The organism is Mesorhizobium sp. WSM4819 (assembly GCF_055811215.1).
On sequence record NZ_JBVVQO010000046.1, the window covers coordinates 1 to 24,895 of the forward strand.

At 62.6% G+C, this 24,895-nt stretch carries 22 protein-coding genes and 1 pseudogene; 10 read left to right on the forward strand and 13 right to left on the reverse strand.

The features are described from left to right. Positions 1-98 precede the first annotated feature (98 nt). Positions 99-515: pseudogene (locus AC0L18_RS28590) on the forward strand (DEAD/DEAH box helicase); the annotation flags it as partial. 101 nt (positions 516-616) lie between these two features. Here AC0L18_RS28590 and AC0L18_RS28595 read toward each other — a convergent pair. The 6 genes from AC0L18_RS28595 to AC0L18_RS28620 all read right to left on the reverse strand — a co-directional run bounded on the left by AC0L18_RS28595 (position 617) and on the right by AC0L18_RS28620 (position 8,092). Further along, complete coding sequence (locus AC0L18_RS28595; RefSeq protein WP_031254560.1) at positions 617-1,267, reverse strand: YiaD family glycine zipper/OmpA-like lipoprotein; 651 nt, start codon at positions 1,265-1,267, stop codon at positions 617-619. Positions 1,268-1,467: 200 nt separating this feature from the next. Then, entirely contained in the window at positions 1,468-1,836 is a 369-nt protein-coding gene (locus AC0L18_RS28600; RefSeq protein ID WP_128182295.1) for a GFA family protein, read from the reverse strand. Positions 1,837-2,040: 204 nt separating this feature from the next. After that, on the reverse strand, positions 2,041-2,427 hold the full coding sequence (locus tag AC0L18_RS28605) for a hypothetical protein (RefSeq protein WP_473495164.1): 387 nt from the start codon (positions 2,425-2,427) through the stop codon (positions 2,041-2,043). A 444-nt stretch (positions 2,428-2,871) separates the two neighbouring features. Continuing rightward, positions 2,872-4,003, reverse strand: a protein-coding gene (gene prfB / locus AC0L18_RS28610; RefSeq protein WP_128173254.1) for a peptide chain release factor 2 whose coding sequence is annotated in 2 segments (ribosomal slippage) — positions 2,872-3,936 and positions 3,938-4,003 — 1,131 coding nt in all. Because the reading frame shifts where the segments join, the coding sequence is not laid out codon by codon here. A gap of 142 nt (positions 4,004-4,145) precedes the next feature. Beyond that, positions 4,146-6,602, reverse strand: coding sequence for a penicillin-binding protein 1A (locus AC0L18_RS28615; protein WP_473495165.1), 2,457 nt, complete (start codon positions 6,600-6,602; stop codon positions 4,146-4,148). 212 nt (positions 6,603-6,814) lie between these two features. Then, complete coding sequence (locus tag AC0L18_RS28620; RefSeq protein ID WP_473495166.1) at positions 6,815-8,092, reverse strand: N-acetylmuramoyl-L-alanine amidase; 1,278 nt, start codon at positions 8,090-8,092, stop codon at positions 6,815-6,817. Positions 8,093-8,779: 687 nt separating this feature from the next. On the opposite strand from AC0L18_RS28620, the gene AC0L18_RS28625 reads away from it, so the two are divergent. Beyond that, the gene (locus AC0L18_RS28625; protein WP_473495168.1) at positions 8,780-11,836 is read left to right on the forward strand and encodes an Rne/Rng family ribonuclease; all 3,057 of its coding nucleotides are present in this window, start codon (positions 8,780-8,782) and stop codon (positions 11,834-11,836) included. A 94-nt stretch (positions 11,837-11,930) separates the two neighbouring features. Here the strand turns inward: AC0L18_RS28625 and AC0L18_RS28630 are convergent, their stop codons facing one another. Together AC0L18_RS28630 and AC0L18_RS28635 are read right to left on the reverse strand one after the other, a co-directional pair. Next, positions 11,931-12,860 (reverse strand): glutaminase, encoded by a 930-nt coding sequence (locus AC0L18_RS28630; protein WP_473495169.1) that lies wholly within the window; start codon positions 12,858-12,860, stop codon positions 11,931-11,933. 4 nt (positions 12,861-12,864) lie between these two features. Beyond that, complete coding sequence (locus tag AC0L18_RS28635; protein ID WP_473495170.1) at positions 12,865-14,013, reverse strand: pyridoxal phosphate-dependent aminotransferase; 1,149 nt, start codon at positions 14,011-14,013, stop codon at positions 12,865-12,867. Positions 14,014-14,220: 207 nt separating this feature from the next. Here AC0L18_RS28635 and AC0L18_RS28640 point away from each other — a divergent pair, with 207 nt between their 5' ends. From AC0L18_RS28640 to aat, 6 genes are all read left to right on the forward strand, one after another. Continuing rightward, on the forward strand, positions 14,221-15,615 hold the full coding sequence (locus tag AC0L18_RS28640; protein ID WP_473495172.1) for a M48 family metalloprotease: 1,395 nt from the start codon (positions 14,221-14,223) through the stop codon (positions 15,613-15,615). 119 nt (positions 15,616-15,734) lie between these two features. Then, the gene (locus AC0L18_RS28645) at positions 15,735-16,538 is read left to right on the forward strand and encodes a DsbA family protein (RefSeq protein WP_128168521.1); all 804 of its coding nucleotides are present in this window, start codon (positions 15,735-15,737) and stop codon (positions 16,536-16,538) included. 307 nt (positions 16,539-16,845) lie between these two features. After that, positions 16,846-17,280, forward strand: coding sequence for a type II 3-dehydroquinate dehydratase (aroQ, locus tag AC0L18_RS28650; protein ID WP_031254564.1), 435 nt, complete (start codon positions 16,846-16,848; stop codon positions 17,278-17,280). A 26-nt stretch (positions 17,281-17,306) separates the two neighbouring features. After that, complete coding sequence (gene accB, locus AC0L18_RS28655) at positions 17,307-17,765, forward strand: acetyl-CoA carboxylase biotin carboxyl carrier protein (RefSeq protein WP_473495173.1); 459 nt, start codon at positions 17,307-17,309, stop codon at positions 17,763-17,765. Between the two features lie 19 nt (positions 17,766-17,784). Then, a complete protein-coding gene (accC, locus tag AC0L18_RS28660) occupies positions 17,785-19,128 on the forward strand; it encodes an acetyl-CoA carboxylase biotin carboxylase subunit (RefSeq protein ID WP_027154457.1) in 1,344 nt (447 codons plus the stop codon). Between the two features lie 29 nt (positions 19,129-19,157). Next, positions 19,158-19,775 (forward strand): leucyl/phenylalanyl-tRNA--protein transferase, encoded by a 618-nt coding sequence (gene aat / locus AC0L18_RS28665; protein ID WP_287329844.1) that lies wholly within the window; start codon positions 19,158-19,160, stop codon positions 19,773-19,775. 25 nt (positions 19,776-19,800) lie between these two features. Here the strand turns inward: aat and AC0L18_RS28670 are convergent, their stop codons facing one another. The 3 genes from AC0L18_RS28670 to AC0L18_RS28680 all read right to left on the reverse strand — a co-directional run bounded on the left by AC0L18_RS28670 (position 19,801) and on the right by AC0L18_RS28680 (position 21,573). Next, complete coding sequence (locus AC0L18_RS28670) at positions 19,801-20,169, reverse strand: hypothetical protein (protein WP_473495174.1); 369 nt, start codon at positions 20,167-20,169, stop codon at positions 19,801-19,803. A 118-nt stretch (positions 20,170-20,287) separates the two neighbouring features. Beyond that, a complete protein-coding gene (locus AC0L18_RS28675) occupies positions 20,288-20,881 on the reverse strand; it encodes a DUF2155 domain-containing protein (protein WP_473495175.1) in 594 nt (197 codons plus the stop codon). 293 nt (positions 20,882-21,174) lie between these two features. Beyond that, positions 21,175-21,573 (reverse strand): NADH:ubiquinone oxidoreductase subunit NDUFA12, encoded by a 399-nt coding sequence (locus AC0L18_RS28680; protein WP_419696923.1) that lies wholly within the window; start codon positions 21,571-21,573, stop codon positions 21,175-21,177. Positions 21,574-21,821: 248 nt separating this feature from the next. On the opposite strand from AC0L18_RS28680, the gene panB reads away from it, so the two are divergent. Both panB and panC read left to right on the forward strand, forming a co-directional pair. Next, on the forward strand, positions 21,822-22,664 hold the full coding sequence (panB, locus tag AC0L18_RS28685; RefSeq protein WP_473495176.1) for a 3-methyl-2-oxobutanoate hydroxymethyltransferase: 843 nt from the start codon (positions 21,822-21,824) through the stop codon (positions 22,662-22,664). 30 nt (positions 22,665-22,694) lie between these two features. Next, positions 22,695-23,546, forward strand: coding sequence for a pantoate--beta-alanine ligase (gene panC / locus AC0L18_RS28690; protein ID WP_473495177.1), 852 nt, complete (start codon positions 22,695-22,697; stop codon positions 23,544-23,546). Between the two features lie 152 nt (positions 23,547-23,698). On the opposite strand, the gene AC0L18_RS28695 is transcribed toward panC, so the two are convergent. Together AC0L18_RS28695 and AC0L18_RS28700 are read right to left on the reverse strand one after the other, a co-directional pair. Beyond that, complete coding sequence (locus AC0L18_RS28695; RefSeq protein ID WP_473495178.1) at positions 23,699-24,151, reverse strand: phasin; 453 nt, start codon at positions 24,149-24,151, stop codon at positions 23,699-23,701. Positions 24,152-24,406: 255 nt separating this feature from the next. Continuing rightward, positions 24,407-24,895, reverse strand: coding sequence for a GNAT family N-acetyltransferase (locus AC0L18_RS28700; protein WP_128168559.1), 489 nt, complete (start codon positions 24,893-24,895; stop codon positions 24,407-24,409).

The following is a 24,895-nucleotide window of genomic DNA, read 5'->3' on the forward strand; positions in this document are numbered from 1 at the left end:
TTCGCGTGGGGTTTTCTCAAATTTTTGGGGGGGGGGGGGGGGGGTGGGGGGGGGGGGGGGGGGGGGGGGGGGGGGGGGGGGGGGGGGCCCGGGGGGGGGGGGGGGGGCCCCCGCCCCCCCCCGGCCGCAAGGACGATGGCAAGGAGAGGGGCGAACGCAGGCCACGCGAACGCCACGCCAAGCAAAGCGAAGCTGCAGCACCGGATGCGGCGCGCGAGGAACAGCCGGTGGCGGCCGAGACCGCAGTCGCCGATGCCGGTGAGCGGCGCGCGCGCAAGGAAGCGATCCGCTCGGAAAACACCGAGCGCCAAGCTTCACCCGAACGCCAGTCTTCCCCCGATCGCAAGGCTTCGCCCGATCGCCATCGCAACGAACAGCGCGCGCCGGAACGTGGCGACACCAGGCCGCAGCGCGACGGCAATCGCCCGGCCCGCCATCGCCAGGAAGACAACGATGGGACCGTCGGATTCGGTGACGACATGCCCGCGTTCATGCGCATCGTCGCCAAGGGCTGATCACAGCAGAAATTGGGCTGATCACAGCAGAAATCCTCAAAGAAAAACGGCCCCTTGCGGGGCCGTTTTCATGTGCAATGCGGTCTTCTTGTTTGTCTTGCTCAGGTGAGCGGTGAGAGCTGGATCTCGACGCGGCGGTTCTGGGCGCGGCCGGCGGCCGACGCGTTGGAGGCGATCGGACGCGTCTTGCCGAAGCCGGTGACGGCGAAGCGGCGGGTATCGACGCCCTGCCCGGACAGATAATTGGCGACCGCCAGCGCGCGGCGCTGCGACAAGTCGAAATTGTGTTCGTCGCCACCGGTCGAGTCGGTGTGGCCGAACACGTCGACGGTGGTCTGGCGGAACTTGTTCAGCACGAGTGCGACCGAATTCAGCACTTGATAGAAGCCGGGCTTCACCGCGTCCTGGTCGACGTTGAAGGTGATGTCGGACGGCATGTTGAGGATGATCTGGTCGCCGCTGCGGGTGACGCTGACGCCGGAACCCTGAAGCTGCCGGCGCAGTTCGGCCTCGTTCTGGTCCATTGTGGCGCCGATGGCGCCGCCAGCGAGCGCGCCGACGCCAGCGCCGATCAGCGCATTGCGGCGATCGTTGCCGCCGGCGAGCAGGCCGAGCCCCGCACCCGCCAGCGCGCCGATGCCGGCGCCGGCTGCAGTGTTGGAAACTTTCTGTTGTCCGGTATACGGATCGGTGGTGGTGCAGGCACTCACGAGCACAGCCGTCGCCACTGCGACGAGCACAGTCTTTTTCATCAGGTAGTCCCTCTCCAGTCCGCGGTCCCACCAGTGGCGCGCCGCATCCCTTGTGCGTCCAAGTGGACGCACGTCACTCTATGCTTGTAACATGAAATGCGGCGAAAAATGGAAGGGGAAAAGCGGCTGGCCAAGGCTTTTCCCAGTCAATTCAACCGCCGCTATTTGCGCAATTCCGATCGGCTGGCAGAGACTGTCGGCTACCAGAGATTCTTGCCGTCGATGACGACGACTTCGACCTGATCGAGGTCGAAATCGTCGAACAGGCGCGAATTCACGCTGATTTTCGGATTGTCGAAATCCGGCTTGCCGGTCGACCAGTCCGGCGTTTCGGTGAAGGTGCCGCAGCCGCAGGTGGCGCAGAAACCATGTTTTACCGTTTTCGAGCCCCATTGATAGAAAGAGACATTCTTGAGCGGGCTGGTGAGCTTGAATTGCGACGGGACGTAATAGGCCCACAACGAGCCGCGTTTCGAGCAGAAGGAGCAGGTGCATTGCGTCACGGTTAGCGGCGCTTCCGAAACCTCGAACGTCGTCGCCCTGCAGTGGCAGCTTGCCTTTATGGTCATGACGCCTCCCTCGCGATTGCTTCGCGCCAGCGCGGTAAGGCAACATAAAGAGGCGCCGTTGACAACCGTCTGTCAGCAGACTCGGCTTGCCTGCGTCGGACGCGTGGCGCGCTTCACTCTTTTTGATGCATGTCGTATCCCAAAACCGCTGCGCACCCTCGGGTCAGGCCATGGCCCTCGGAGCAAGCTTTTGGGCGACATGCATCAAAACGACGACGGTGGCACGAACAGGCAGATGGTCTTTCCGTCATTGGCGCCGGCGACCGAACACCAGTGATATTCGCCGTCGGGCGAATTCTTGATCCGTGCATCGCTGTAGCCCACGACCTCGCCTGTTCCCTTGATGACATAGCCCTCCGGACGCTCGCTGATCGACGTCTGCGAGACCGCGCGGCAATCGTAGCCGGAACAACAGGAGAATGGGTAACTCCAGCCTTGCGGCTTCGCTGCAGTCGGCGTGGCGTCGTGCGCCAAAGCCGGCGCTGCAAATACAATGGTGGCGGCCGTCAGAACCACCACCGCAATGATCGAATTCAGGAGGCGGCGCGCCGTCCTGACGGCAGAGGCCAGTCGGGTTGTGGAAGCAGGCATGGGCGCAATTCCTATCACCGAGTTATCAAGCGTTTCGCTTGCCCGTTCTTGGAACGTATCTTCCCAGTGGCCGGCTCGTCAGGTCGCAGATACGCCGCGTCCGGCCATAAATGCTTTTTCCCCCAACGTTCGGATGCTGGCCTGATTCCTTTGCTGGCGCAAGAAATTGCTGTGCAATCGTGCGCCGACATCTGCAGCCGGAACCAGCCTGCCGGGGCTGACGAGAGTGACTTCATCAACCCCGGCAGTGGGATCGCGCGGATAACGAGATTGAACTCGCAGTGGTTCCGGGCCAGGCGACGGCAGGCCTGCAACAATGAACCCGGAGGTAGAAGTAATTGTCGAAAATTCGATGAAAAAACAAAGCCATAAAGCACCCGCTCAATTACAGTGAAGAGCCTGTTACTCTAGCGTGATGTTCCTGCTGCTTGGGGCATAGGAGCTTCAGTCGATGTCGGCCACCACTTCGCCGGCGCCGCCCTCGATGCGCTGCGACAGCGAGGCCTCCATGAAATCGTCGAGGTCGCCGTCCAGCACGCTCGACGGGCTTGTGCTCTCGACGCCCGTGCGCAGATCCTTCACCAGCTGATAGGGCTGCAGAACGTAGGAGCGGATCTGATGGCCCCAGCCGATATCGCTCTTCGACGCTTCGGTGGCGTTGGCCACCGCCTCGCGCTTCTTCAGTTCTTCCTCGTAGAGCCGCGAACGCAGCATCTCCCAGGCCTTCGCCTTGTTCTTGTGCTGGGAGCGCTCAGCCTGGCAGGCGACCGCGATGCCGGTGGCGAGATGGGTGATGCGGACCGCTGAATCGGTGGTGTTGACGTGCTGGCCGCCCGATCCTGACGAACGATAGGTGTCGATGCGGACATCCGATTCGGAAACGTCGATCTCGATCGTATCGTCGATCACGGGATAGACCCAGACGCTGGCGAAGGAGGTGTGACGGCGCGCATTGCTGTCATAGGGCGAAATACGCACCAGACGGTGAACGCCGGATTCCGTCTTCAGCCAACCATAGGCGTTATGGCCTTTGATCAGCAGCGTGGCGGACTTGATGCCGGCCTCTTCGCCGTCATGCACCTCCAGCACCTCGACCTTGAAGCGGCGCCGCTCGGCCCAACGCGTGTACATGCGCAGGAGCATCGAGGCCCAGTCCTGGCTTTCGGTGCCGCCGGCGCCGGCATGGATTTCGAGATAGCTGTCGTTGGCGTCGGCCTCGCCGGAAAGCAGCGTCTCGATCTGGCGGGCCTTTGCTTCGCCGCGCATCGAGCGGATCGCGGCTTCCGCCTCGGCGACGACGCCCTCATCGCCCTCCTCCTCGCCGAGCTCGATCAAGCCGATATTGTCTTCCAGCGCCTGGGTGAGGCCTTTGACTGCGGCGATGCCTTCCTCGAGGCCCTGGCGCTCACGCATCAGCTTCTGCGCCTCCAGCGGTTCGTTCCAGAGGCTCGAATCCTCGGCACGCACATTCAGGTATTCAAGCCGCTTTATGGCTTGATCCCAGTCAAAGATGCCTCCTCAGCAGGGTTATCGCCTGCCTGATTTCGTCGACAATATTCTGCGTTTCCGCGCGCATGGCTGGCCGTTCTGTCCTGTGCTGAAATGGTGCCCTGTCGCTTAAGCAGAGCTTGGGTTGGCGCGATACATAGGGACGGCACCGCCGCCTGTAAAGCGAAATGGGCCGGCTCGAAAGCCGGCCCAAACACCTTAGACCTATGTCAGTAAAGCCCGCCGCCGCCGGACTGGATGGCTTGGTTGGCCTGTGGCGACAGCGCGCCGCCGGAGGCGTTGGAGCCGTCCTCACCCATGCCGATCACCCAATAGCTGTCGGCGGGGCCGGTGCCCGGCTTGAAGGCTTCGATAAAGGCGCCGGCGTCGTCCGGGTTGGCCCGCATGCCGGTTTTGCGATTGATGGCGATCAGTTTCATGCCTTCGGGAACCTGGAAATCGACATTGGGCGTGCCGTCCAGCGCCACGCGCATGAAGTCCTTGAAGATCGGCGCAGCAAGGCCGCCGCCGGTCGCGCCCTTGCCAAGACCTTTCGGCTGATCATAGCCCATATAAAGGCCGACAACGAGGTTGGGCGTATAGCCGATGAACCAGGTATCCTTCTCGTCGTTTGTCGTTCCAGTCTTGCCGGCGATGTGGCGGCCGAGTTCGGCAACGGTAGCGCCGGTACCGCGCTCGACGACGCCCTCCATCATCGAAGTGATCTGATAGGCGGTCATCGGATCGAGCACCTGCTCGGAATTGTCGACCAGTTCCGGCTCAGGCTGGTTCTGCCATTCAGCCGCATTGCAATTTTTGCAGCCGCGTTCGTCCTGCCTGTAGACCGTCTTGCCGTAGCGGTCCTGGATCCGGTCGATCAGCGTCGGCTTGATCGACTTGCCGCCGTTGGCCATGATCGAATAAGCCGATACCATGCGCATCACGGTCGTCTCGCCCGACCCCAGCGCCATCGGCAGATACGGCGCCAGTCGATCATAGACGCCGAAGCGCTCGGCATATTCGGCGACCAGCTTCATGCCCATGTCGTTGGCCAGGCGCACAGTCATCAGATTGCGCGACCTCTCGATGCCGGACCGCAAGGTCGCCGGGCCCGCAGTCCTTCCATCGTAATTTTTCGGCGTCCAGGTCGTGTTGCCGCTCTTGATGGTGATCGGGCCATCCATGATCACCGAAGCCGGCGTATAGCCATTGTCGAGAGCGGCCGCATAGACGATCGGCTTGAACGACGAACCCGGCTGCCGCATGGCCTGCGTGGTACGGTTGAATTCGGATAGCGAATAGGAGAACCCGCCGACCATGGCCAGAACGCGCCCGGTATGCGGATCCATGGCGATCAGGCCGCCCTCCACTTCGGGGGCCTGGCGCAAGATATAGGCCCCATCCGTATCTTCTTTCTTCTGCACGAAGATGACGTCGCCAGGCTTCAGCACGTCCGCCGGCGATTTGGCCTTGACGGTCTTGCCGCCGACCACATGACGCATGGCGAAACTCATGTCCTCGCGGCTGACGGTGCCTTCGATGCGATCCTTGACAAGTTCGCCCGAGATCTGCCGGGTCGGCCGAAGGCCGATCGACAGGCCGCTCTCGGAGCTGTCGAGCACGACGGCGAGCGACCATTCGGGCACGTCGTCCAGTCCCTTGACTTCGCTCAAAGGCACGCCCCAGTCGCCGGATACGTCGATGGTCTTCACCGGCCCGCGATAGCCGCGCAGCGTATCGAACTTCATCAGGCCGTTCTGCATGGCTTTGCGGGCGATGAGCTGCATCTTGGGATCGAGCGTCGTACGGACGGACAGGCCGCCCTCGTAGAGCGCATTCTCGCCGTAGCGCGCGCTGATCTGGCGACGCACCTCCTCGGTGAAATATTCGCCGGCGAACAGATAGGTGCCGGAGCGGCGTGGCTTGACGCCGAGCGGCTCGGCCTTGGCCTTGGCACCTTCCTCTTGCGTAACGTAGCCGTTGCCGACCATCTGGTCGATCACCCAGTTGCGGCGCTCGATGGCGCGGTCGGCATATTTGAAGGGGTGATAGTTGGAGGGGCCCTTTGGCAAAGCCGCCAGATAGGCCGTCTCCGCCACGGTGAGTTCATTCACCGCCTTGTCGAAATAGGTGAGCGCTGCGCCGGCGACGCCATAAGCGCCGAGCCCGAAGAAAATCTCGTTAAGGTAGAGCTCGAGGATGCGGTCCTTCGAATAGGCCTGCTCGATGCGGAAGGCGAGGATCATCTCCTTGATCTTGCGCTCGTAGGTCTGGTCCGAGGACAACAGGAAGTTTTTCGCCACCTGCTGGGTGATCGTCGAGGCGCCGACCTGGCGCTTGCCCGAGCCAGCATTCTGCAGATTGACCATGACTGCGCGGCCAAGGCCGGTCATATCGATGCCGGGGTGATTGTAAAAGTTTTTGTCCTCGGCAGACAGGAAGGCCGCCTTGACACGATCCGGCACCGCCTGGATCGGCAGATATAGGCGCCGCTCGCGCGCATATTCGGCCATCAGCGCACCGTCGGACGCATGGATGCGGGTCGTCACCGGCGGTTCATACTTGGCCAGGACCTCGTAGTCGGGCAAATCCTTCGACAAATGGCTGATATAGATCGCCACGCCGGCCGCGACCAAAAGGGCCAGCGCGGTGCCGATGCCGAAGAAATAGCCAAAAAGACGTATCATGCCCGCTCCAGTCCTTGGTTCGGGAATTGCCTAAACGAAGCCGCCTTTCGCGCAAGCTTTCGAGACGATCCCGACCGGTAATCGAAAATCCATGTCGCCACCATGTGGGCAAAATGCGGCAGCCTGGAATTTCGGCTTCGAATGGCGAAAATATAAGTGCAAAGTGTTGTCGTCGTGCAACGCTGCCTCTGGTTGTGGCGAGGACTGGCATCTCAGCCTCCGGTTCCGGCTCCGGCCTTGGCTGAAGCGAACAGGGCGATGGCATTGGTTATGCTCTGGGCCGCCTTGCTGCGCCAATCGGCGCTGAGCAGTTGCGCCTCGTCCTTGGCGTTCGACAGATAGCCGAGTTCGACCAGCACGGAGGGGACATCCGGCGCCTTCAACACCTTGAAGCTGGCCGAACGCTGCGGATTGTTGATGAGGCCGACGCTGGTGGAAAGCTGGCCGACCAGCGTTTGGGCAAAACTCATCGAGAAACTGTGCGTCTCGCGGCGAATCAGGTCGATCAAGATGTCGGTTACTTCCTTGTTGTCGTCCTTGATTTCCATACCGGCGAATTGGTCGGAAAGGTTTTCACGGTCGGCGAGCGCCTGAGCTTCGGGATCGGAAGCCTTGTCGGAGACGGTGTAGACGGTCGCGCCGCGAAGGCCCTTGACCCTGATGGTGTCGGCGTGGATCGAAATGAGCAGATCGGCCTCGTGCTGGCGGGCAATGCGCACGCGGTCGTCCAGCCGCAGGAATTGGTCCGTTTCGCGCGTCATGAACACGTCGTATTTGCCGACTGCGGCGAGTTTGTCCCGCAATTCGGTGGCGAAAGCGAGCGTGACGTTCTTCTCGACGGTGCCGTTCATGCCCTCGGCGCCGCCGTCGATGCCGCCATGGCCTGGATCGATGACGACGGTGAAGCGATGGCCTGGATTGGAGACAGGGCCGGTGCCGACCCTGCCGCCCTTGTCGGAGGAGACCGTCGAGCCGGTGGTCAACGCCTGATTGGCAAGAGCGGCGTCGAACTCCCGCACGGACGCCGCCGACATGTCGATGGCGATGCGGTAGCCGTTGCCGTCATCGTTCTTGAGCACGTCGAACCTGTCCACGGCGAACGGACCCTTGCCGGTGAGAATCAGCCGCGACACTCCCTCGCCGAGATCGCCGTAGCGCACGCTCCTGACCAGGCCGCGCGCCTTCACCTCCTTGGCATTGATGGCGAATCTCGTGCTTGGCAGGTCGACGACCAGACGGTGGGGGCCGCGCAGCAGGAACCATTTGACGTCGGGCTCACGATCGAAATTCATGACGATGCGCATCTTGGTGGCGTCACCGGCCATTTTGTAGCTCGTCACTGCCAGCGGCGCGTCGGCGGCAAAGGAGACTGGCGAAAGAGCCAGGCAAGCGACAACCAGCAACAGCAGGCAAGCGGCGTGGAAGCGGGCGGCGTAGAAAAAAATGCCTCCGGCGCGACCACTCATGTGGGTGAAGACTGCCAGTCCCATCTCTTCCAGTCGCTCCGGTTTGGCGTGAGGCGCCCGATCCTGTTGTCGGCCAATCTTGCTTGTCGGAGTGTCGTCGTCTTGTCGAAACGCCGGTCAGGCCGCGAACTCGATTAACGGTTGGTAACCAGAGAAGGTTAACCAAGCCTTTTCACGCAACGCTTAAAGCCGTGCTTCCGTTGCGGAACTGCATTTTGCCGGCATCGGAAATCGGGGTTGCCTTCCAACCCGCCAAATCATAAAAGCGATGGTGGATCACTGCAATCCTGGAACCGTCCTTCTCCGCAGCTTCCTGCTACAGGTGAGATGAACGACGGCTCCTTTCGCGTCTGGCGAAAAGGCAACAGGTGATCGCGACGAATTTCGCAGGTGTAAGCCCGTGGCGGGGGAAGCGCCTGCGTGAGGAAAACGGCCGGGATTGTCCCGCGCCGGCTCTGTACGAGCAAACAAGCTGGTCCGGTTTTCCCGGGCTTTGGTTCAAAAAGGTTCTGCTGGTTACGATGGCTTCAAGCGCAATCATGGAAAGGTCCGCAGCAAACCGCGCCATTATGGCTGCGGGCGGCACCGCCATGGCGCTCAGGCAGCGGCCGGCGGACATTCAATTGCCCGGCACCCATGTTCATCCACATTCACAGCGGCGGGCTTTGCCCCGCAAGCTGCGGCTGACGGCTGCCGGGGGGAAACGAAATAATGCCCAACAAAATGCTGATAGACGCCTCCCACCCGGAGGAAACACGAGTTGTCGTCGTTCGCGGTAACCGTATTGAAGAATTCGACTTTGAATCCCAGGACAAGAAGCAGCTCAAAGGAAATATCTACCTCGCCCGCGTAACCCGCGTCGAACCCTCGCTTCAGGCAGCCTTTGTCGAATATGGCGGCAACCGTCACGGTTTCCTCGCCTTCAGTGAAATTCATCCCGACTACTACCAGATTCCGGTCGCCGACCGTCAGGCGCTGCTGCGCGCGGAAGCGCAGGAGGCTGAAGACGAGGACGATGAGGACGGCGATGGCGACGATCGCCAGAACCGTGATCGCGGCCGGCGCGGACGCCGCCGCGGCGGCAAGAGCCGCGACCGAGGCGAGCACAAGCGTGATGCAGGTGCGGCCGATTCGGACGATTCTGTCGATGCCAGCGACAGCGGGTCCAACGACAGCGTCTCCAATGAGTCCAATGACAGCCGTTCCAATGAGGGCGGCGAACACGGCGAGGATGCGGTCGCGCAGAACGTCGATGCCTCAGAAAAAGTCGACACGCCGTCCGCTGCTTCGGAACATGGCGAGGATGTCGCCAGTCATAGCGAGGCAAGTCCTGATGAGACGAGCCGTGACGAGACTGGCCATGGCCGTGACGAAATTGGCGGTGACGAAACTGGGCCTTCCGAAGGCGGTCCGAACTCCATCGCCGCCAGCATCGAATCGGATGTGATTTCCGAAGCCGTGCCGCAGGCTGATGCGGCCGGCGAAGCCACCTCCACCGACAATGATCGCGGCATGCTGGAAGAGGTGCAGTCATCGCATCCGGATGACCATGAGGTCGAATCGGTCGGCGCCGAGGATGCGCTGGAAGAAGCGCGCAACCGCCGCAAGCCGGTGCGCCGCCAGTACAAGATCCAGGAAGTGATCAAGCGCCGGCAGATCCTTCTGGTGCAGGTCGTCAAGGAAGAGCGCGGCAACAAGGGCGCGGCGCTCACCACCTACCTGTCGCTTGCCGGCCGCTATTCGGTGCTGATGCCGAACACGGCGCGCGGCGGCGGGATCTCGCGCAAGATCACCAACGCGCAGGACCGCAAGCGGCTGAAGGAGGTCGTCGCCGATCTCGAAGTGCCGCAGGGCATGGGCGTCATCCTGCGCACGGCCGGCGAAAGCCGCACCAAGGCCGAGATCAAGCGCGACTACGAATATCTGATGCGGCTTTGGGAAAACGTCCGCAACCTGACGCTGCAGTCGACGGCCCCTGCCCTCGTCTACGAGGAAGGCAGCCTGATCAAGCGCTCGGTGCGCGACCTCTACAACAAGGACATCGACGAGATCCTGGTCTCCGGCGAAGAGGGCTATCGCGAGGCCAAGGATTTCATGCGCATGCTGATGCCCAGCCACGCCAAGGTCGTGCAGCCGTTCCGCGACACGACGCCGATCTTCGTGCGCAGCGGCATCGAGGCGCAGCTCGACCGCATGCTGCAGCCGCAGGTGACGCTGAAGAGCGGCGGCTACATCATCATCAACCAGACCGAAGCGCTGGTCGCCATCGACGTCAATTCGGGCCGCTCCACCAAGGAGCACTCGATCGAGGACACAGCGCTTCACACCAATCTGGAAGCGGCCGAGGAGGTCGCACGCCAGCTGAGGCTGCGCGATCTCGCCGGCCTGATCGTCATCGACTTCATCGACATGGAGGAGAACCGCAACAACCGCTCCGTCGAGAAGCGGCTGAAGGATCACCTCAAGAACGATCGCGCCCGCATCCAGGTCGGCCGCATCTCGCATTTCGGCCTGATGGAGATGTCGCGCCAGCGCATCCGTGCCAGCGTGCTGGAATCGACGATGAAGCCTTGCCCGCATTGCGGCGGCACCGGCCATGTGCGGTCCGATTCGTCCGTCGCGCTGATGGTGGTGCGGGCGATCGAGGAATTCCTGCTCAAGGATTCGCGCAGCCACATCACGGTGCGGACGCCGGCGGCGACCGCGCTCTATGTGCTCAACCACAAGCGCGGCACGCTGGTGGAGCTCGAAAACCGCTTCGGCCTGACCATCACCGTCGAGGCCGACGATACGGTCGGCGCCCAGCACTATGCGATCTTCCGCGGCGCGCTGGCCGAAAAGCCTGAAGGCTTCGTCGAGGTGCGGACCTTGCCTGCCTATGTCGAGCCGGAAGAGCCCGCCGACGAAATCGTCATCGAGGAGGAGGAAGACGCGGTCGTTGCACCGGCGGAACAACCGCGCCAGGCGCAGCAGCCGCAGCAGCCAAGGCCCAGCGAGGATGGCGAAGGCCGCGACCGCAAGCGCCGCAAGCGCCGCAGACGGCGCGGCGGCAAGGATCGCGACCGCGAGCATGGCGCCCCCGTGGAAGGTGCGTCCATCTCGGCCACTGCCGATGGCGTCTCCGAGGCCGCAAGCGATGAAGGCGCCGAAGCAGACCACGAGGACCAGGTCGGCGTCACCGAGGCGGTGGAAGCGTCGGATGACGGGCAAGAGCCTGAAGGTCGGGAGCCTGATGAAGGTCTGGAGCCTGACGAAGGTCTGGGCAAGAAGCGTCGGCGCGGCAAGCGCGGCGGCAAGCGCAATCGCCGTGAAGACGGCGAAGGCGAGGTCGATGCAGGCACTGCCGAGTCGGCTGACCGTCCCGAGGTCTTGGAGGCCGTCTCCGGCGAACCGGCAGCAGCAACGCCGGTCGAAGCCACGCCGGTCGAAGAGCCTGTCGACCTTGCTCCGGCCAATGACGACATGCCAAGCGCCGAAAAGCCGAAGAAGCGAAGCCGCGCCGCCAAGCCGAAGAAGGCCGCGGCGGACGTCGTTGCCGAGACGCCGGTAGCCGAGCCGGAAATTTCTGCCGAGGCTCCCGCAGCTGTTTCGGAGGAAACAGCCGTGGCCGCCGTCGACGAGAAACCGAAGGTCCGCCCATCGCGACGCAAGCCCATACCGGTCGATGCTCCGGTTGAGCCGATCGTGTCCTCGACTGTTGCCGAAGAGGAAAAGACCGAGGAGAAGCCGAAGCGTGCCGGCTGGTGGCAGCGGAAAGGCTTTTTCTAAGCTTTTCGGTAGTTTAGCCTGATCTTTTGAACAAAAAAATCCCGCGCTGTCCCATCGACAGCGTGGGATTTTCTTGTCTGAAGCGGGCAAATCTCTATGGCGCGAAAACCGACCAGTTCATCATCTTCGCCAGCCTTTCCAGCGCAATCGACCCCAGCCTGGAATTGCCGTTGGCGTTGAGGCCGGGCGACCAGACGGCGAGCGAGGCCACGCCCGGCACGATCGCTAAAATGCCGCCGCCGACGCCGCTCTTGCCGGGGATGCCGACGCGGAAGGCGAAATCGCCTGAGCCGTCATAGTGGCCGCAGGTCAGCATCATCGCGCCGATGCGGCGCGCGCGCTCGGCCGACACCACGGAATGGCCAGTCGCCGGGTTCTTGCCGCCACTGGCGAGGAAGCGGCCGGCCAGAGCCAGTTGCCGGCAGCTCATCGCGATGGCGCAATGGTGGAAATAGACGCCCAGCGCCAGATCCGGCGCGTGGCTGAGATTGCCGAAGGACTTCATGTAGTTGGCGAGCGCCAAGTTGCGAAAACCGGTGGCTCGTTCCGAAGCCGCGACCTCGTGGTCGATGATGATGGTCTCGTCGTCGGCCAGGAACTGGATGAAGCGCAGGATCTCGCCGATCGCCTCGCGCGGCTGGTGGCCGGCGAGCAGAATGTCGGAAATGACGATGGCGCCGGCATTGATGAACGGATTGCGCGGAATGCCGTTCTCGTGCTCGAGCTGGACGATCGAGTTGAACGGGTTGCCCGAAGGCTCGCGCCCGACACGCTGCCACAACGCGTCGCCGACATTGCCAAGCGCCAGTGTCAGCGTGAACACCTTCGAAATGCTCTGGATCGAAAACGGCTCATCGGCGTCGCCCGCCATCAGCACGCGACCGTCATTGGTCACCGCGGCAATGCCGAACTTTTTCGGATCGACCTTGCCGAGCTGCGGTATGTAGGTCGCGACGTCGCCGCGATCGGTGCGCTCGGCCATTTCGGCGGCAATCTCGGTCAAAGCCTGCTCGAGGTCCGGCATCGCGCTATCTCAGCCAGCGCTCGATGCGCATCATCGCCTCGACCATCTCGTCGTGGCTGCCGGCGTAGGAAAAGCGCATGGCTCGATGGCCTTGAAGCGGATCGAAGTCGCGACCGGGCGTCGCCGCCACATGCGCCTCGGCCAGCATCTTGCGCGCGAAGACCATGCTGTCGTTGGTGTGCCTGGTGACATCGCAGAAGGCGTAGAACGCCCCGTCCATCGGTGCCGCCAGGGTAAAGCCGAGTTCGGGCAGGCGTTGCATCAAAAGCTCGCGATTGCCCGCGTAGCGCGCCTTCACCGCCTCCAATTCCGCGGTTGCCTTGAACGCCTCGATCGCGGCGATCTGGGACAGTTCGGGCGGTGAGATGTAGAGACTCTGGGCGATGCGCTCGACCGGCCGCACCAAGGGTTCCGGCAGCACCATCCAGCCGATGCGCCAACCGGTCATGCAGTAGTATTTCGAGAAGGAATTGATCACCGTCACGTCAGGGCCGCAGGCAAGTGCTGTGCTGTCCGGCGCAGCGTAAGCCAGCCGATGGTAGATCTCGTCGGAGATCACGGCGATGCCGAGCTCTTGTGCCGTCGTCACCAGCGCCGACAGCTCGTCGGCGGGGATAATCGCCCCGGTCGGATTGGCCGGGCTGGCAAACAACACGCCCTTCAGCGTCTTTTCGCGATGCGCAGCCTTCAGATGCTCGGCGTGGAGATAGGCATCACCGTCGAGCTCGATCTCGACGATCTCGATGCCGAGCGCGGCCATGATGTTGCGATAGGCCGGATAACCGGGTGCGGCGATGGCGACACGGTCGCCTGGATCGAACATCGCCAGAAATGCCAGGTTGAAGGCGGCCGACGATCCGGTGGTGACGGCGATCCGGCCGGGTGAAACGGCCAGCCCGTAGTGGTCGGCATAATGCTGCGCGATAGCCTCGCGCAGGCCCGCAAGACCCAATGCGTCGGTGTAGCCGATGCGCCCCATCTTCAATGCGTTCGTCGCCGCTTGCCTGACTCCGGCCGGCGCCGGATCGGACGGCTGGCCAACGGCCATGGAAACGACCGGCACGCCCGTGGCCTTCAGCCGATTCGCTTCCGCCAGAACGTCCATGGCGTGGAACGGCTCGACGTCGCCGCGACGCGAAAGCGATATAACCATTTGACCTCATTTCCTTGTTCGCCCTTGGGTCCGCCCTTTGGGTCAGCCCTTTGAGATCGCCCATGGGCCGGCGCTTGCCGGCTGCCGGCGCCGAGCTTTGGCGTCCCGCGCCGCACAAATGCCCGATTGATGTGAGGTTCACAAGTTCAGTAAAGTTTCAGTGCCGACTTTTCATCCTTCACCCGCTCGTCTACCAGTGGACCTGCCATGTTGAGCCGACCCAAATCGACGATAGCCAGGGCAGCGCGCGCCTTCGCGACGCTTTCGCTTGCCGCGACGGTCGCTGTGACCGGCACCGTCAGCGCTTTTGCGCAAAATGTGCCGGTGGTGCGCGATGCCGAGATCGAGGCGCTGGTGCGCGCCTATGCGCGGCCGATCTTCAGGGCCGCGGGCCTGCCGGAAGACGGCGTCGACATCGTGCTGGTCAACGACCAGAGTTTCAACGCCTTCGTTGCCGGGTCCCGCCTGTTCATCAACACCGGCGCCCTGATGTCGGCGGAGACGCCCAACGAGATCATTGGCGTCATCGCCCATGAAGCCGGCCATATCGCCGGTGGCCACCAGCAAAAATTGCGCAACCAGCTCGAACGCGCCAAGACGATGGCCATCATCGCGACGCTGCTTGGCGCCGGTGCCATGGTTGCCGGCGCCACCAGCAAAAGCCGGGGCCTGGCCGGCGCCGGCATGGGGGTTGCAGCTGGCGGCGGCGAGATGGCGCAGCGCAGCATCCTCGCTTATCAGCGCACCGAAGAGATGACCGCCGACCGCTCGGCGATAACCTATCTCAATGCCACCGGCCAGTCCGGCCTGGGCATGCTGAAGACCTTCGGCCGCTTTCAGAGCGCACTTTCGCTGTCGGGGGCGCAGGTCGACCCCTACCGGATCAGCCATCCGCTGCCGCGCGAACGCATTGCCAACCTCGAAGTCCTGGTCAAAAAAAGCCCCTACGTCGAAAAGGTCGATCCGCCGGCGCTGCAGCAGCGGCACGACATGATGCGCATCAAGATCGCTGCCTATATGGGAGGTCAGGCCGCCGCATCGCGGCTGATGCGCAAGATGCCGGGAAGCCTCGCCTCGCAATATGGCGACGCGCAGACGAGCTTCCTTTTCGGCAATCTGGCCGGGGCGCTTGCCAAGACCAACGCGCTGATCAAGGCACAGCCGAAGAACCCCTATTTCCAGGAATTGCGCGGCGACATCCTGATGAAGGCGAACAAACCGAAGGCTGCCGCGGAAGCCTATGCCAAGGCGGTCAGCCTCGACCCAGCGCGATCCGGGCTGCTGCCGGTTTCCTACGGCCAGGCGCTGATGGCAGTCGGCACGCCCGATTCCCTGGAGAAAGCGGTGGTGCAGATCAACAAGGGTCTCGCGCGCGACCGAGAAAACGCCGTCGGTTACCGCCATCTTGCGCAGGCGTATGGCGAGCTTGGCAACATTCCGGCCGCCGACCTTGCGACCGCCGAAGGCCATTTCTATTCTGGCGCCTACAAGGATGCCAAGATCTTCGCAATGCGCGCGCAGATGAAAATGAAGCGTGGCGAGCCGGGCTGGATCCGCGCGCAGGACATCATAAACTACGCACCATCAGGCAAGAAAAAGTGAACCTTCCCGGCCGTGCGCGGCGACAAGTAGTTGGACCAATCGGGTAGTCGAACCAATCGGGTAGTCGGGCCAATCGGGTCGGACAACCCGGCCGGAAACCAGGCAAGAGGATCAGGATGATGAAGAAGGCAATTCTGCTGGGCACCACGGGCGTGGCGGTCGCTCTCGCCATGCTGGGTTTCGGGTTCGTGACCGGAAGTCCGCAGACGGCAAAGGCCGATGCCGCGCAAATCGCCCAGGCAGCCTCCGCCGACACCAAGATCGACCGGGCTGAAGTCGAAGGCATCATCCGCGACTATCTGCTGAAGAACCCGGAAGTGCTGCTGGAAGCTCAGGAGGCGCTCGAGGCCAAGCAGAAGGAGGCGCAGCGCGTCGCCAGTCTCGACGTCATCAAGGATGCCAAGGACCAGATCTTCAACTCGGCCTTCGACGGCGTCGTCGGCAATCCGAACGGCAAGGTCACCATCGTCGAATTCTACGACTACAATTGCGGCTACTGCAAACGCGCCATGGAGGACATGCAGACGCTGACGACAGCCGATCCGGATCTGCGCTTCGTGCTCAAGGAGTTCCCGATCCTCGGCCCGGATTCGCAGAAGGCAAGCGTCGTCTCGATGGCCTTCCACCTGATGATGCCGGAGAAATACGGCGAGTTCCACAACGCGTTGCTCGGCGCCCAGGGACGCGCCACCGAAGCGGCGGCCATCAAGGTAGCGCTTTCGCTCGGCGCCGACGAAGCGACGCTGCGCGAGAAGATGAAGGATCCGTCGATCGCCGAGGCCCTCTCCAAGACTTATGATCTTGCCAACAAGCTGGCCATCACCGGAACGCCCTCCTATGTGGTCGGCAACGAGGTGGTGTTCGGTGCGCTCGGCCAGGACGTGCTGGCGGAGAAGATCGAAGCGGCCAAGGCCGCACTCTGATCGGCGGCTGGCTTTCGGCGCAAGCCATTTTCCGCCTGTTGTGGACAGCGAAAGAACCCACTTGCGCTCTTTTCGCAGGCGTCTAAGCCCATTATAGAGGCCCGGTGCGCCGACTGATGCCGGCGCTGATGTGGTGGATTTGAAGTTCCTGCTGCTTTGGTGGCGTCAGTGTTCAGGAACTTTAAATCCACCACATCAGAAATGTATAAATTGCCAGTGTGGCTTTGAAGCCGAAATTCGTTCAAAGCGCTGCTCCAAGGTATTGCGAATTTCGGATTCGAAACCACACCGGGAAAAGGTCGGCATTTTGAAAACGGTTTTCGTCCTGAACGGTCCCAACCTCAACGCGCTCGGCAAGCGCGAGCCGGGCATCTATGGCGGCAAGACGCTGGCCGCGATCGCCGACGATTGCAAGCAGGCAGGTGCGGCACTTGGGCTCGAGATCGATTTCCGTCAGTCGAACCATGAGGGCGACCTCGTCGACTGGATACAGGAAGCCGCCGACAAGGCTGTCGGCATCGTCATCAATCCGGGCGCCTACAGCCACACCTCGATCGCCATTCACGACGCCATCCGCTCCGTCGCGCCATTGCCCGTCGCCGAAGTTCATCTTTCCAACATCCATGCGCGGGAATCATTCCGCCACGTCTCCATGGTCTCGCCGGTCGCCGTCGGCGTGATCTGCGGGTTCGGGCCGCTCGGCTACACACTGGCGCTGCAGGCGCTGGCCGCACGCCTATGACCGGCCAACAAACAGAAGGCTCGAAAATGTCGATAAAAAAGAATGGTGTTGACCAGCAGCTTATCCGCGATCTGGCGGGCATACTGAACGACACCAACCTCACCGAGATCGAGGTCGAGCTGGGCGACTTGAAGGTGCGTGTGTCGCGACAGGCGCCGGCCGTCCATGCGGTCGCCGCAACGCAGCCCGCCTATGCGCCGCCGGCAGCGCAGCCGGCTGGCGCAGCCGCCCCGGCAGCGGCCGACGTGTCCAAGAACGCAGTGGCCTCGCCCATGGTCGGCACCGCCTACCTGGCGCCATCGCCCGACGCCAAGGCGTTCATCGAAGTCGGCCAACAGGTCAAGGAAGGCCAGACGCTGCTGATCATCGAGGCGATGAAGACGATGAACCAGATCCCCTCGCCGCGTGCCGGAACGGTGACGGCGATCCTGTTCGAGGATGCCCAGCCGGTCGAATACGGCATGCCGCTCGTCGTGATCGAGTAGAGCCGGGAACAGCCGAAAAATGTTCCAGAAAATCCTCATCGCCAATCGCGGCGAAATCGCTCTGAGGGTGCTGCGCGCCTGCAAGGAGCTCGGCATCCAGACGGTGGTGGTGCATTCCACCGCCGACGCCGACGCCATGCATGTGCGGCTCGCCGACGAGAGCGTCTGCATCGGCCCACCGCCGTCGCGCGACAGCTATCTCAACATCCACCAGATCGTCGCGGCGTGCGAGATCACCGGCGCCGACGCGGTGCATCCGGGCTACGGATTCCTGTCGGAGAATGCCAAATTCGCCGATATCCTCGCCGCGCACAACATCACCTTCATCGGCCCGTCCGGCGATCACATCCGCATCATGGGCGACAAGATCGAGGCCAAGCGCACCGCAAAGCGCCTTGGCATTCCGGTGGTGCCCGGCTCCGACGGGGCGGTCACTGAGGAAAAGGAAGCCAGACGCATCGCCGCCGAGATCGGCTACCCCGTGATCATCAAGGCGTCGGCCGGCGGCGGCGGACGCGGCATGAAGGTGGCGCGCAGCGAAGCCGATCTTGTGGTCGCACTGCAGACGGCGCGCTCGGAAGCCGGTGCCGCTTTCGGCGACGACGCCGTCTATATCGAGAAGTATCTCGAAAAGCCGCGCCACATCGAGGTCCAGGTGTTCGGCGACGGTGCCGGCCGCGGCGTGCATTTCGGCGAACGCGACTGTTCGCTGCAGCGCCGCCACCAGAAAGTCTGGGAAGAGGCGCCCTCGCCGGCGCTCAATGCCGAGGAGCGCGCACATATCGGCGGCGTCTGTGCCAGGGCGATTGCCGATCTCGGCTACTCCGGCGCCGGCACCATCGAATTCCTCTATGAGAACGGCGAGTTCTATTTCATCGAGATGAACACGCGCCTGCAGGTCGAGCATCCGGTGACGGAGGCAATCACCGGCATCGACCTCGTGCACGAGCAGATCCGCGTCGCCTCGGGCGGCGGGCTTTCCATGCGCCAGGAAGAGATCCGCTTTCAGGGCCACGCCATCGAATGCCGCATCAATGCCGAGGATCCGCGCACCTTCACCCCCTCGCCCGGCACGATCACCCACTTCCACACGCCGGGCGGCCTCGGCATCCGTGTCGATTCCGGCGTCTATTCCGGCTACAAGATCCCGCCCTACTACGACAGTTTGATCGGCAAGCTGATCGTGCACGGCCGCAATCGCGTCGAATGCATGATGCGGCTGCGGCGGGCGCTCGACGAATTCGTCGTCGACGGCATCAAGACGACGCTGCCGCTGTTTCGCGATCTCGTCGGCAATGCCGATATCGCCAATGGCGAGTATGACATCCACTGGCTGGAAAAATATCTGGCCGATGAGGATTAGGACGTGAACTTATAGAATATAATGACGCGATGACCCGTCCCTACGCGCCAGGCTATCGCATCCCGACCGACCTGTTGCTCAAGGCCTACGCCTCGGGCGTCTTTCCGATGGCCGAAAGCGCCACCGATCCGGAAGTGTTCTGGGTGCGGCCGGAGACGCGCGGCATCATCCCGCTGGATGGTTTTCACACGCCCAAAAGCCTGAGGAAGTCGATCCGGAAAAACCTGTTCGATATCCGTTTCGATTTTGATTTCGAGGCGACCATCGACGGCTGCGCCGAGAGGCGCGAGGAACGCCGGTCGACCTGGATCAACGCGCCGATCCGCGAGGCCTATGTCGAACTGCATCGGATGGGCCATTGCCATTCGGTCGAAGCCTGGCGCGAGGGTCGGCTGGTTGGCGGCCTCTACGGCGTGTCTCTTGGCCGGGTGTTCTTCGGCGAAAGCATGTTCGCCAGGGAAACGGACGCGTCGAAGGTCTGCCTGGTGCACCTGGTCGAACGCCTGAAGGAACGGCGCTTCGCCTTGCTCGACACGCAGTTCACCACCGAGCACCTCAAACGCTTCGGCGCGGTCGACGTGCCAAGGGGCAAATACGAAAAGATGCTGGCCGACGCGCTGAAGGGCGAGGCGGTGTTTTTCCCATGATCTGCGCCAAAGGTCGGGTTTTTGGTCAGCTTTTTGCGGCAGGCTCAAGCGGCGTCTGCGCGTGGAACATCATCTTCCAGCCATTGACGCGATGGACATAGCCGGTGCTGACCAGCGCCGCATAAGGCTCGCCATTCTCGCGCGTGGCATGGGCCTCATAAGTCAGCATGACAATGTCGCTGCCCGGCTCGATGATGCCCTTGAGGTCGATGTCGAGATCGCGCCAGCGATTTAGGCCCGTCGCGGTTTCGGCCAGATCGGCGTTGCTCATCGTTTGCGCCATCTGTGGGAAAGCCACCAGGCATTTGGTGTCGGCATTGGCTTTGAAATAGGCTGCGTCGCCGGTCCAGAACCCTTTTTCGAGATCGAGGAGTTCGTTCTTGTTGGCCATCATGGGAACATCTCCGTAACGCCAGCCATGACCAACGCACGGAGAATAAGGCGGTTCCGGAAGGCTCAGTAGGGATCCCGAAGAGGCGATCCCGCACGCCAGGGATTATAACTGGTCTTGGCTAATTGGTTTTGGCCGCGTCGGGTGCCGGCACTTCCGACTTCTGCTTGCAGCCCTTCAGCCAGACGTCGTAGACGGCGTGCTCGACGGCGTTGAGGCCGGGGCTTTCGGCAAACATCCAGCCGGTGAAGATACGGCGGATCTTGCGATCCAGCGTGATCTCGTCGACCTCGACGAAAGAATCGGTCTTCGGCTCTTCGGTTTGCGGCTGCGAATAGCAGATGCGCGGCGTCACCTGCAAAGCGCCGAACTGCACCGTTTCGTCGATATAGACATCGAAGGTGATGATGCGGCCGGTGATCTTGTCGATGCCGGCGAATTCGGCAACAGGATTGGTGATGCGTTGTGGTGCGGCCGGTGCCGCCGGCGCCACTGTCGCATCCGGTTCCACTGTCGCATCCGGTTCCATTGGCGCATCCGGGTCCACTGGCGCCTCAAATTCCGTCGGCGCCCCCGGGTCCACTGGCGCCTCAAATTCCGTCGGCGCCCCCGGGTCCACTGGCGCCTCCAGCGTCTGAGCGGCGGCCATGGCGCAAGCGACAAAAGCGGCGGCCGTCGTCAGTCCGCCCATCGAAATTCGGCTGAAAATGCTCATGCAGGGATCCGGTGGTTTGCGCCCGGGGTGATTCTGTCGCGCCCAAGGCTAGTCGCTGCTGTCAGATCGACAAGCTGCTAAACGCCAATTGTGGCGATAAAGGATCGATCCGCCCATGGCGAGCGGTTAGAGACCGTTTGGAAACTCTACTCTGGCGGCCATCTGACGGCGCTTTCTGCGCTTCCCTACAGCGCCGCGCGTCCTTTGGATGCGCGGCGCTCTAATGTCCGCTCCGCGCCGGTTCTCGAAACCACCACCATATGACTCGCCAGAGCGAATTTCGAAACAGTCTCTCACGACCCCGGCGTCCAGGCGTCGTAATCGCCGGTCACCTGCGGGCGGTGCTGATTGCTGAGTATGGAGCCCTTGGGGCGATAGGCCGCGGCACTTCCGGTGAGGTTCGGCTGATGCGGCTTCTGCCAGTCGCGTGGCTTGTAGTTGTCGCTCGTCGGCGGGACATCGACGCGGTGATGCATCCAGCCATGCCAGCCGGGCGGAATCATCGAGGCTTCCGAATAGTCGCGATAGATGACCCAGCGGCGGGTGCGGCCTTCCGAATCGACACCACCCTCGTAGTAGACGTTGCCGGCCTCGTCCTGCCCGACTTTCTTGCCATGCCGCCAGGTGTGGAAGCGCGTGCCCAGCGTCTGGCTGTTCCACCAGGTGAAAAACTGCAGAAGGAAAGTCTTCATCCAAAATCCTCGCGGCAAGTCCTCGTGGCGGCAGCGGTGGCGCCTGTTTCCTGCTTATGGCGTCAGGCCATCGCCAAGGCAAGGGTTTTGCCGAATGAGCCGTGCAAATGGCCGTCGGAAAACCGACGCACCGTGGCAAGCCTTTCGCGTCCTGTCGAGGCATGCCTTGCCAAGGCTGCCTGGTCTTTCTAAAGCTCAGCGCGCTGCATTCAGGTACCCAGCCTGATTGACGGTTGAGGGAGGGAATGATGGCCCCAGACGCATCCGGCGCCGATCCGCGGATCAGTGCCAGCTCCATTCGCCTGCGCAAGGGCGGCGAGCCGATCGTCTGCCTCACCGCCTATACCTATCCCATCGCTCGCCTGCTCGACGATCATGTCGACCTGCTTCTGGTCGGCGACAGCGTGGCCATGGTTCTCCATGGCCACAAGACCACGCTGGGCGCCTCGCTGGAGATGATGATCGCCCACGGACAAGCGGTGATGCGAGGGGCAGCCAGGGCCTGCGTGGTGGTCGACATGCCGGCCGGAAGCTATGAGGCAACGGCGCGCCAAGCCGTCGCCTCGGCGCGGCGGATTGTCGGCGAAACCGGTTGCCAGGCCGTCAAGCTGGAGGGTGGCGTCACAGTTGCCCGACAGATTGCGGCGATTGTCGCTGCCGGCATTCCGGTCATGGGACATATCGGCTTGCAGCCGCAATCGGTGGAAAGCGACGGCGGCTACAGGATCAAGGGCCGGACCGACGAGAATGTGGCTGCGCTTTATCGCGACGCCGAAGCGGTCGAAAAAGCCGGCGCGTTTTCGGTGGTCATCGAAGGCACCGTCGAGACCGTCGCCGCCGACCTCACCCGGCACATTTCCATTCCAACCATCGGCATTGGCGCCAGCGGCGACTGTGACGGCCAGATCCTGGTCATCGACGACATGGTCGGCCTGACCGTCGACCGGGTGCCGAAATTCGTCAAGCAATATGCCGACCTGCGCAGCGTCATATCGCAAGCGGCAGCCAGCTATGCAGCGGAGGTGCGCAGCCGGACATTCCCCGGCTCGAGCCACGTTTTTTCGGCCGCAGCCGACAAGGGCGAAGCATGAACCGGGGCGAAGCATGAGCCGGGGCGAAGCATGAGCCGGCCTCTCGTCGTCGACAGCGTCGCCGCCCTTCGCGCGCAAATCCGCGACTGGCGTCGCGATGGCCTTAGCCTTGCCATGGTGCCGACAATGGGTGCGCTGCATGACGGCCATATCTCGCTGATCAGGATCGCGCTGGAGAGGGCCGATCGCTGCGTCGTCTCGATCTTCGTCAACCCGACCCAGTTCGCGCCGAGCGAAGACCTCGACAAATATCCGCGCCAGCTCGGCCGCGACCTCGATCGGCTGGCCGAGGCCGGCGCACAACTTGCCTTCACCCCTGGTGGGGCGCACATGTACCCGGCCGGCTTCGCCACCAGAATCTCGGTCGGCGGGCCAGCCGCCGGGCTGGAATCGGATTTCCGGCCGAGCTTCTTCGACGGCGTCGCAACCGTCGTGGCAAAGCTCTTCCTGCAGGCGTCGCCCGACTGCGCGGTCTTTGGCGAAAAGGATTATCAGCAGCTTTGCGTCGTCAGGCAGCTCTGCAGCGATCTTGATCTGCCGGTGGACATCATCGGCGCGCCAACAATACGCGACGCGCATGGCCTCGCCATGTCGTCACGCAACGCCTATCTCGGCGAAACCGAACTCGCGGTGGCGCGCCAGCTCAACGCCATTTTGCGCCGAACGGCGGCGGCACTCGCGGCAGGCGCGGATGAAGGCAGCGCGACCGCCGAGGCCAGCCGCGCGCTGGTCGAGGCCGGCTTCGAAAAAGTCGATTATGTCGCGGCGCGCGAGAGCCTGACGCTCGCCCCGTGGCGGCCAAACCGCGACGGACGCCTGCTCGCAGCCGCCTGGCTGGGCAAGACCCGGCTGATCGACAATGTGGAAGTTCCCTCCGCCTGAAGCGCGTGCCGTTTGGATGGATTCATGCGACGCGCTTCAAGTTGTTGCTTTGATGCATGTCGTTATTGCAAAACCGCTTCGCACCCTCGGTTCAAGCCCGAGGGCGTGCTTTTGCGCGACATGCCTTAGGGCCAATCAGGCATCAGGGCCAATCAGGCGACCTTGAGATCCTTCATCGCCTTCTCGTAGACATCCTTGATTGGCTTGGATACGTCTTCAGCGGCTTTCGTCGCCGCCGCCTGAAGCTCCTTGCTCTGCTCGACCGTCTTTTCCACCTGCTTGCGCAAGAAGTCTGTCTGCAGCTCGACGAACTCGGAGGGCGATTTCACGGTAACCAGGGCTTCGAGGTGAGAAAAGCTGGCCTCAACATTTGCGCGCAAAGCGGCGATCGTCTTCAGCGACAGCTCATTGCTGGCGGTCTTGGCTGTTTCGAAGGATGACTCAAGAGCCTTCTGGGTCGCCTCGGCGCCGGTCGCCAATTTCGATAAGGCTTCTTTCGATTGCTCGACGCCTTTTTCGGCGACAGCGCCGAACTGATCGGTTACCTCGGTCTGGACTTCTGCATTCTCAACGTTTTCAGCAGTTTTATCAGCGGTCTTGGTCATGGTTTCCATCCTTTGCGGTGGGCGGCCTTTGTAGAATGGCCGTCTCGTTCATCTAGAACCTGACGTTACGGCATCTGCAGTGCATTGCAATATTTTTGTGCGTCGCACCATGCTTTTTTGCCTCAGCGTTAGCCACTGGTGAATTTCGACCTGCGGGCGTGTTTTTTGCGGACCGCGATTCCGCAATTCAGCCCGCAACCGACGGCGCAGCCCCGTAAAAACGCAACTGACTGCGACCTGTCAGGCCAGGCAAATCTATTCGATCGCCTTTTCCAAAATCAGCGCCGGCAGGCCTGAGCCACCGCCACAGTCAGCAGTGTTCCCGGCCGGCAAAAACCCTTTCGAGCGATAGAAGGCGACGGCGGGAGCATTTGCCTCTTCCACTTCGACACGCAGCGTCCGCGCCTCGGGAAAGCTGGCCTCGACCTCTTCCAGCAGCGCCTGGCCGATCCCTTGCCTCTGGCAGGCCGGATGCACGTAGAGCTGGTTCAGCATGACGATCCTCGCATCCGTGGTGGCTGCGGCGAACGCCATCCCGCCAATGCGGTTGCCATCGTCTGCGACCAGGAATTCGGAGTTCGGCCGCGTCAGCCGCGCCTTGAGCGAGGCGATCGAATGCCATTCATCTGTTATCTCAGCGACTTTGGCAGCACCGTAGATGGCGTCGTAGGTGGCGTGCCACGTTTCGACCAGCAGCGCCCGGACCGCGGCAAGATCGCGCTCGCCGGCGGTGCGAACGAACAT

Bases quoted from the DNA above. Each gene is read 5' to 3' on its own strand.
- AC0L18_RS28625 (WP_473495168.1), top strand. From the start codon at position 8,780: ATGCCCAACAAAATGCTGATAGACGCCTCCCACCCGGAGGAAACACGA.
- AC0L18_RS28595 (WP_031254560.1), bottom strand. From the start codon at position 1,267: ATGAAAAAGACTGTGCTCGTCGCAGTGGCGACGGCTGTGCTCGTGAGT.
- AC0L18_RS28670 (WP_473495174.1), bottom strand. From the start codon at position 20,169: ATGATGGCCAACAAGAACGAACTCCTCGATCTCGAAAAAGGGTTCTGG.
- AC0L18_RS28600 (WP_128182295.1), bottom strand. From the start codon at position 1,836: ATGACCATAAAGGCAAGCTGCCACTGCAGGGCGACGACGTTCGAGGTT.
- AC0L18_RS28695 (WP_473495178.1), bottom strand. From the start codon at position 24,151: ATGACCAAGACCGCTGATAAAACTGCTGAAAACGTTGAGAATGCAGAA.
- AC0L18_RS28605 (WP_473495164.1), bottom strand. From the start codon at position 2,427: ATGCCTGCTTCCACAACCCGACTGGCCTCTGCCGTCAGGACGGCGCGC.
- AC0L18_RS28680 (WP_419696923.1), bottom strand. From the start codon at position 21,573: ATGAAGACTTTCCTTCTGCAGTTTTTCACCTGGTGGAACAGCCAGACG.
- AC0L18_RS28635 (WP_473495170.1), bottom strand. From the start codon at position 14,013: ATGGTTATATCGCTTTCGCGTCGCGGCGACGTCGAGCCGTTCCACGCC.
- AC0L18_RS28700 (WP_128168559.1), bottom strand. From the start codon at position 24,895: ATGTTCGTTCGCACCGCCGGCGAGCGCGATCTTGCCGCGGTCCGGGCG.
- panB (WP_473495176.1), top strand. From the start codon at position 21,822: ATGGCCCCAGACGCATCCGGCGCCGATCCGCGGATCAGTGCCAGCTCC.
- aat (WP_287329844.1), top strand. From the start codon at position 19,158: ATGACCCGTCCCTACGCGCCAGGCTATCGCATCCCGACCGACCTGTTG.
- AC0L18_RS28630 (WP_473495169.1), bottom strand. From the start codon at position 12,860: ATGCCGGACCTCGAGCAGGCTTTGACCGAGATTGCCGCCGAAATGGCC.
- AC0L18_RS28620 (WP_473495166.1), bottom strand. From the start codon at position 8,092: ATGGGACTGGCAGTCTTCACCCACATGAGTGGTCGCGCCGGAGGCATT.
- AC0L18_RS28615 (WP_473495165.1), bottom strand. From the start codon at position 6,602: ATGATACGTCTTTTTGGCTATTTCTTCGGCATCGGCACCGCGCTGGCC.
- AC0L18_RS28675 (WP_473495175.1), bottom strand. From the start codon at position 20,881: ATGAGCATTTTCAGCCGAATTTCGATGGGCGGACTGACGACGGCCGCC.
- AC0L18_RS28645 (WP_128168521.1), top strand. From the start codon at position 15,735: ATGAAGAAGGCAATTCTGCTGGGCACCACGGGCGTGGCGGTCGCTCTC.
- accB (WP_473495173.1), top strand. From the start codon at position 17,307: ATGTCGATAAAAAAGAATGGTGTTGACCAGCAGCTTATCCGCGATCTG.
- accC (WP_027154457.1), top strand. From the start codon at position 17,785: ATGTTCCAGAAAATCCTCATCGCCAATCGCGGCGAAATCGCTCTGAGG.
- AC0L18_RS28640 (WP_473495172.1), top strand. From the start codon at position 14,221: ATGTTGAGCCGACCCAAATCGACGATAGCCAGGGCAGCGCGCGCCTTC.
- panC (WP_473495177.1), top strand. From the start codon at position 22,695: ATGAGCCGGCCTCTCGTCGTCGACAGCGTCGCCGCCCTTCGCGCGCAA.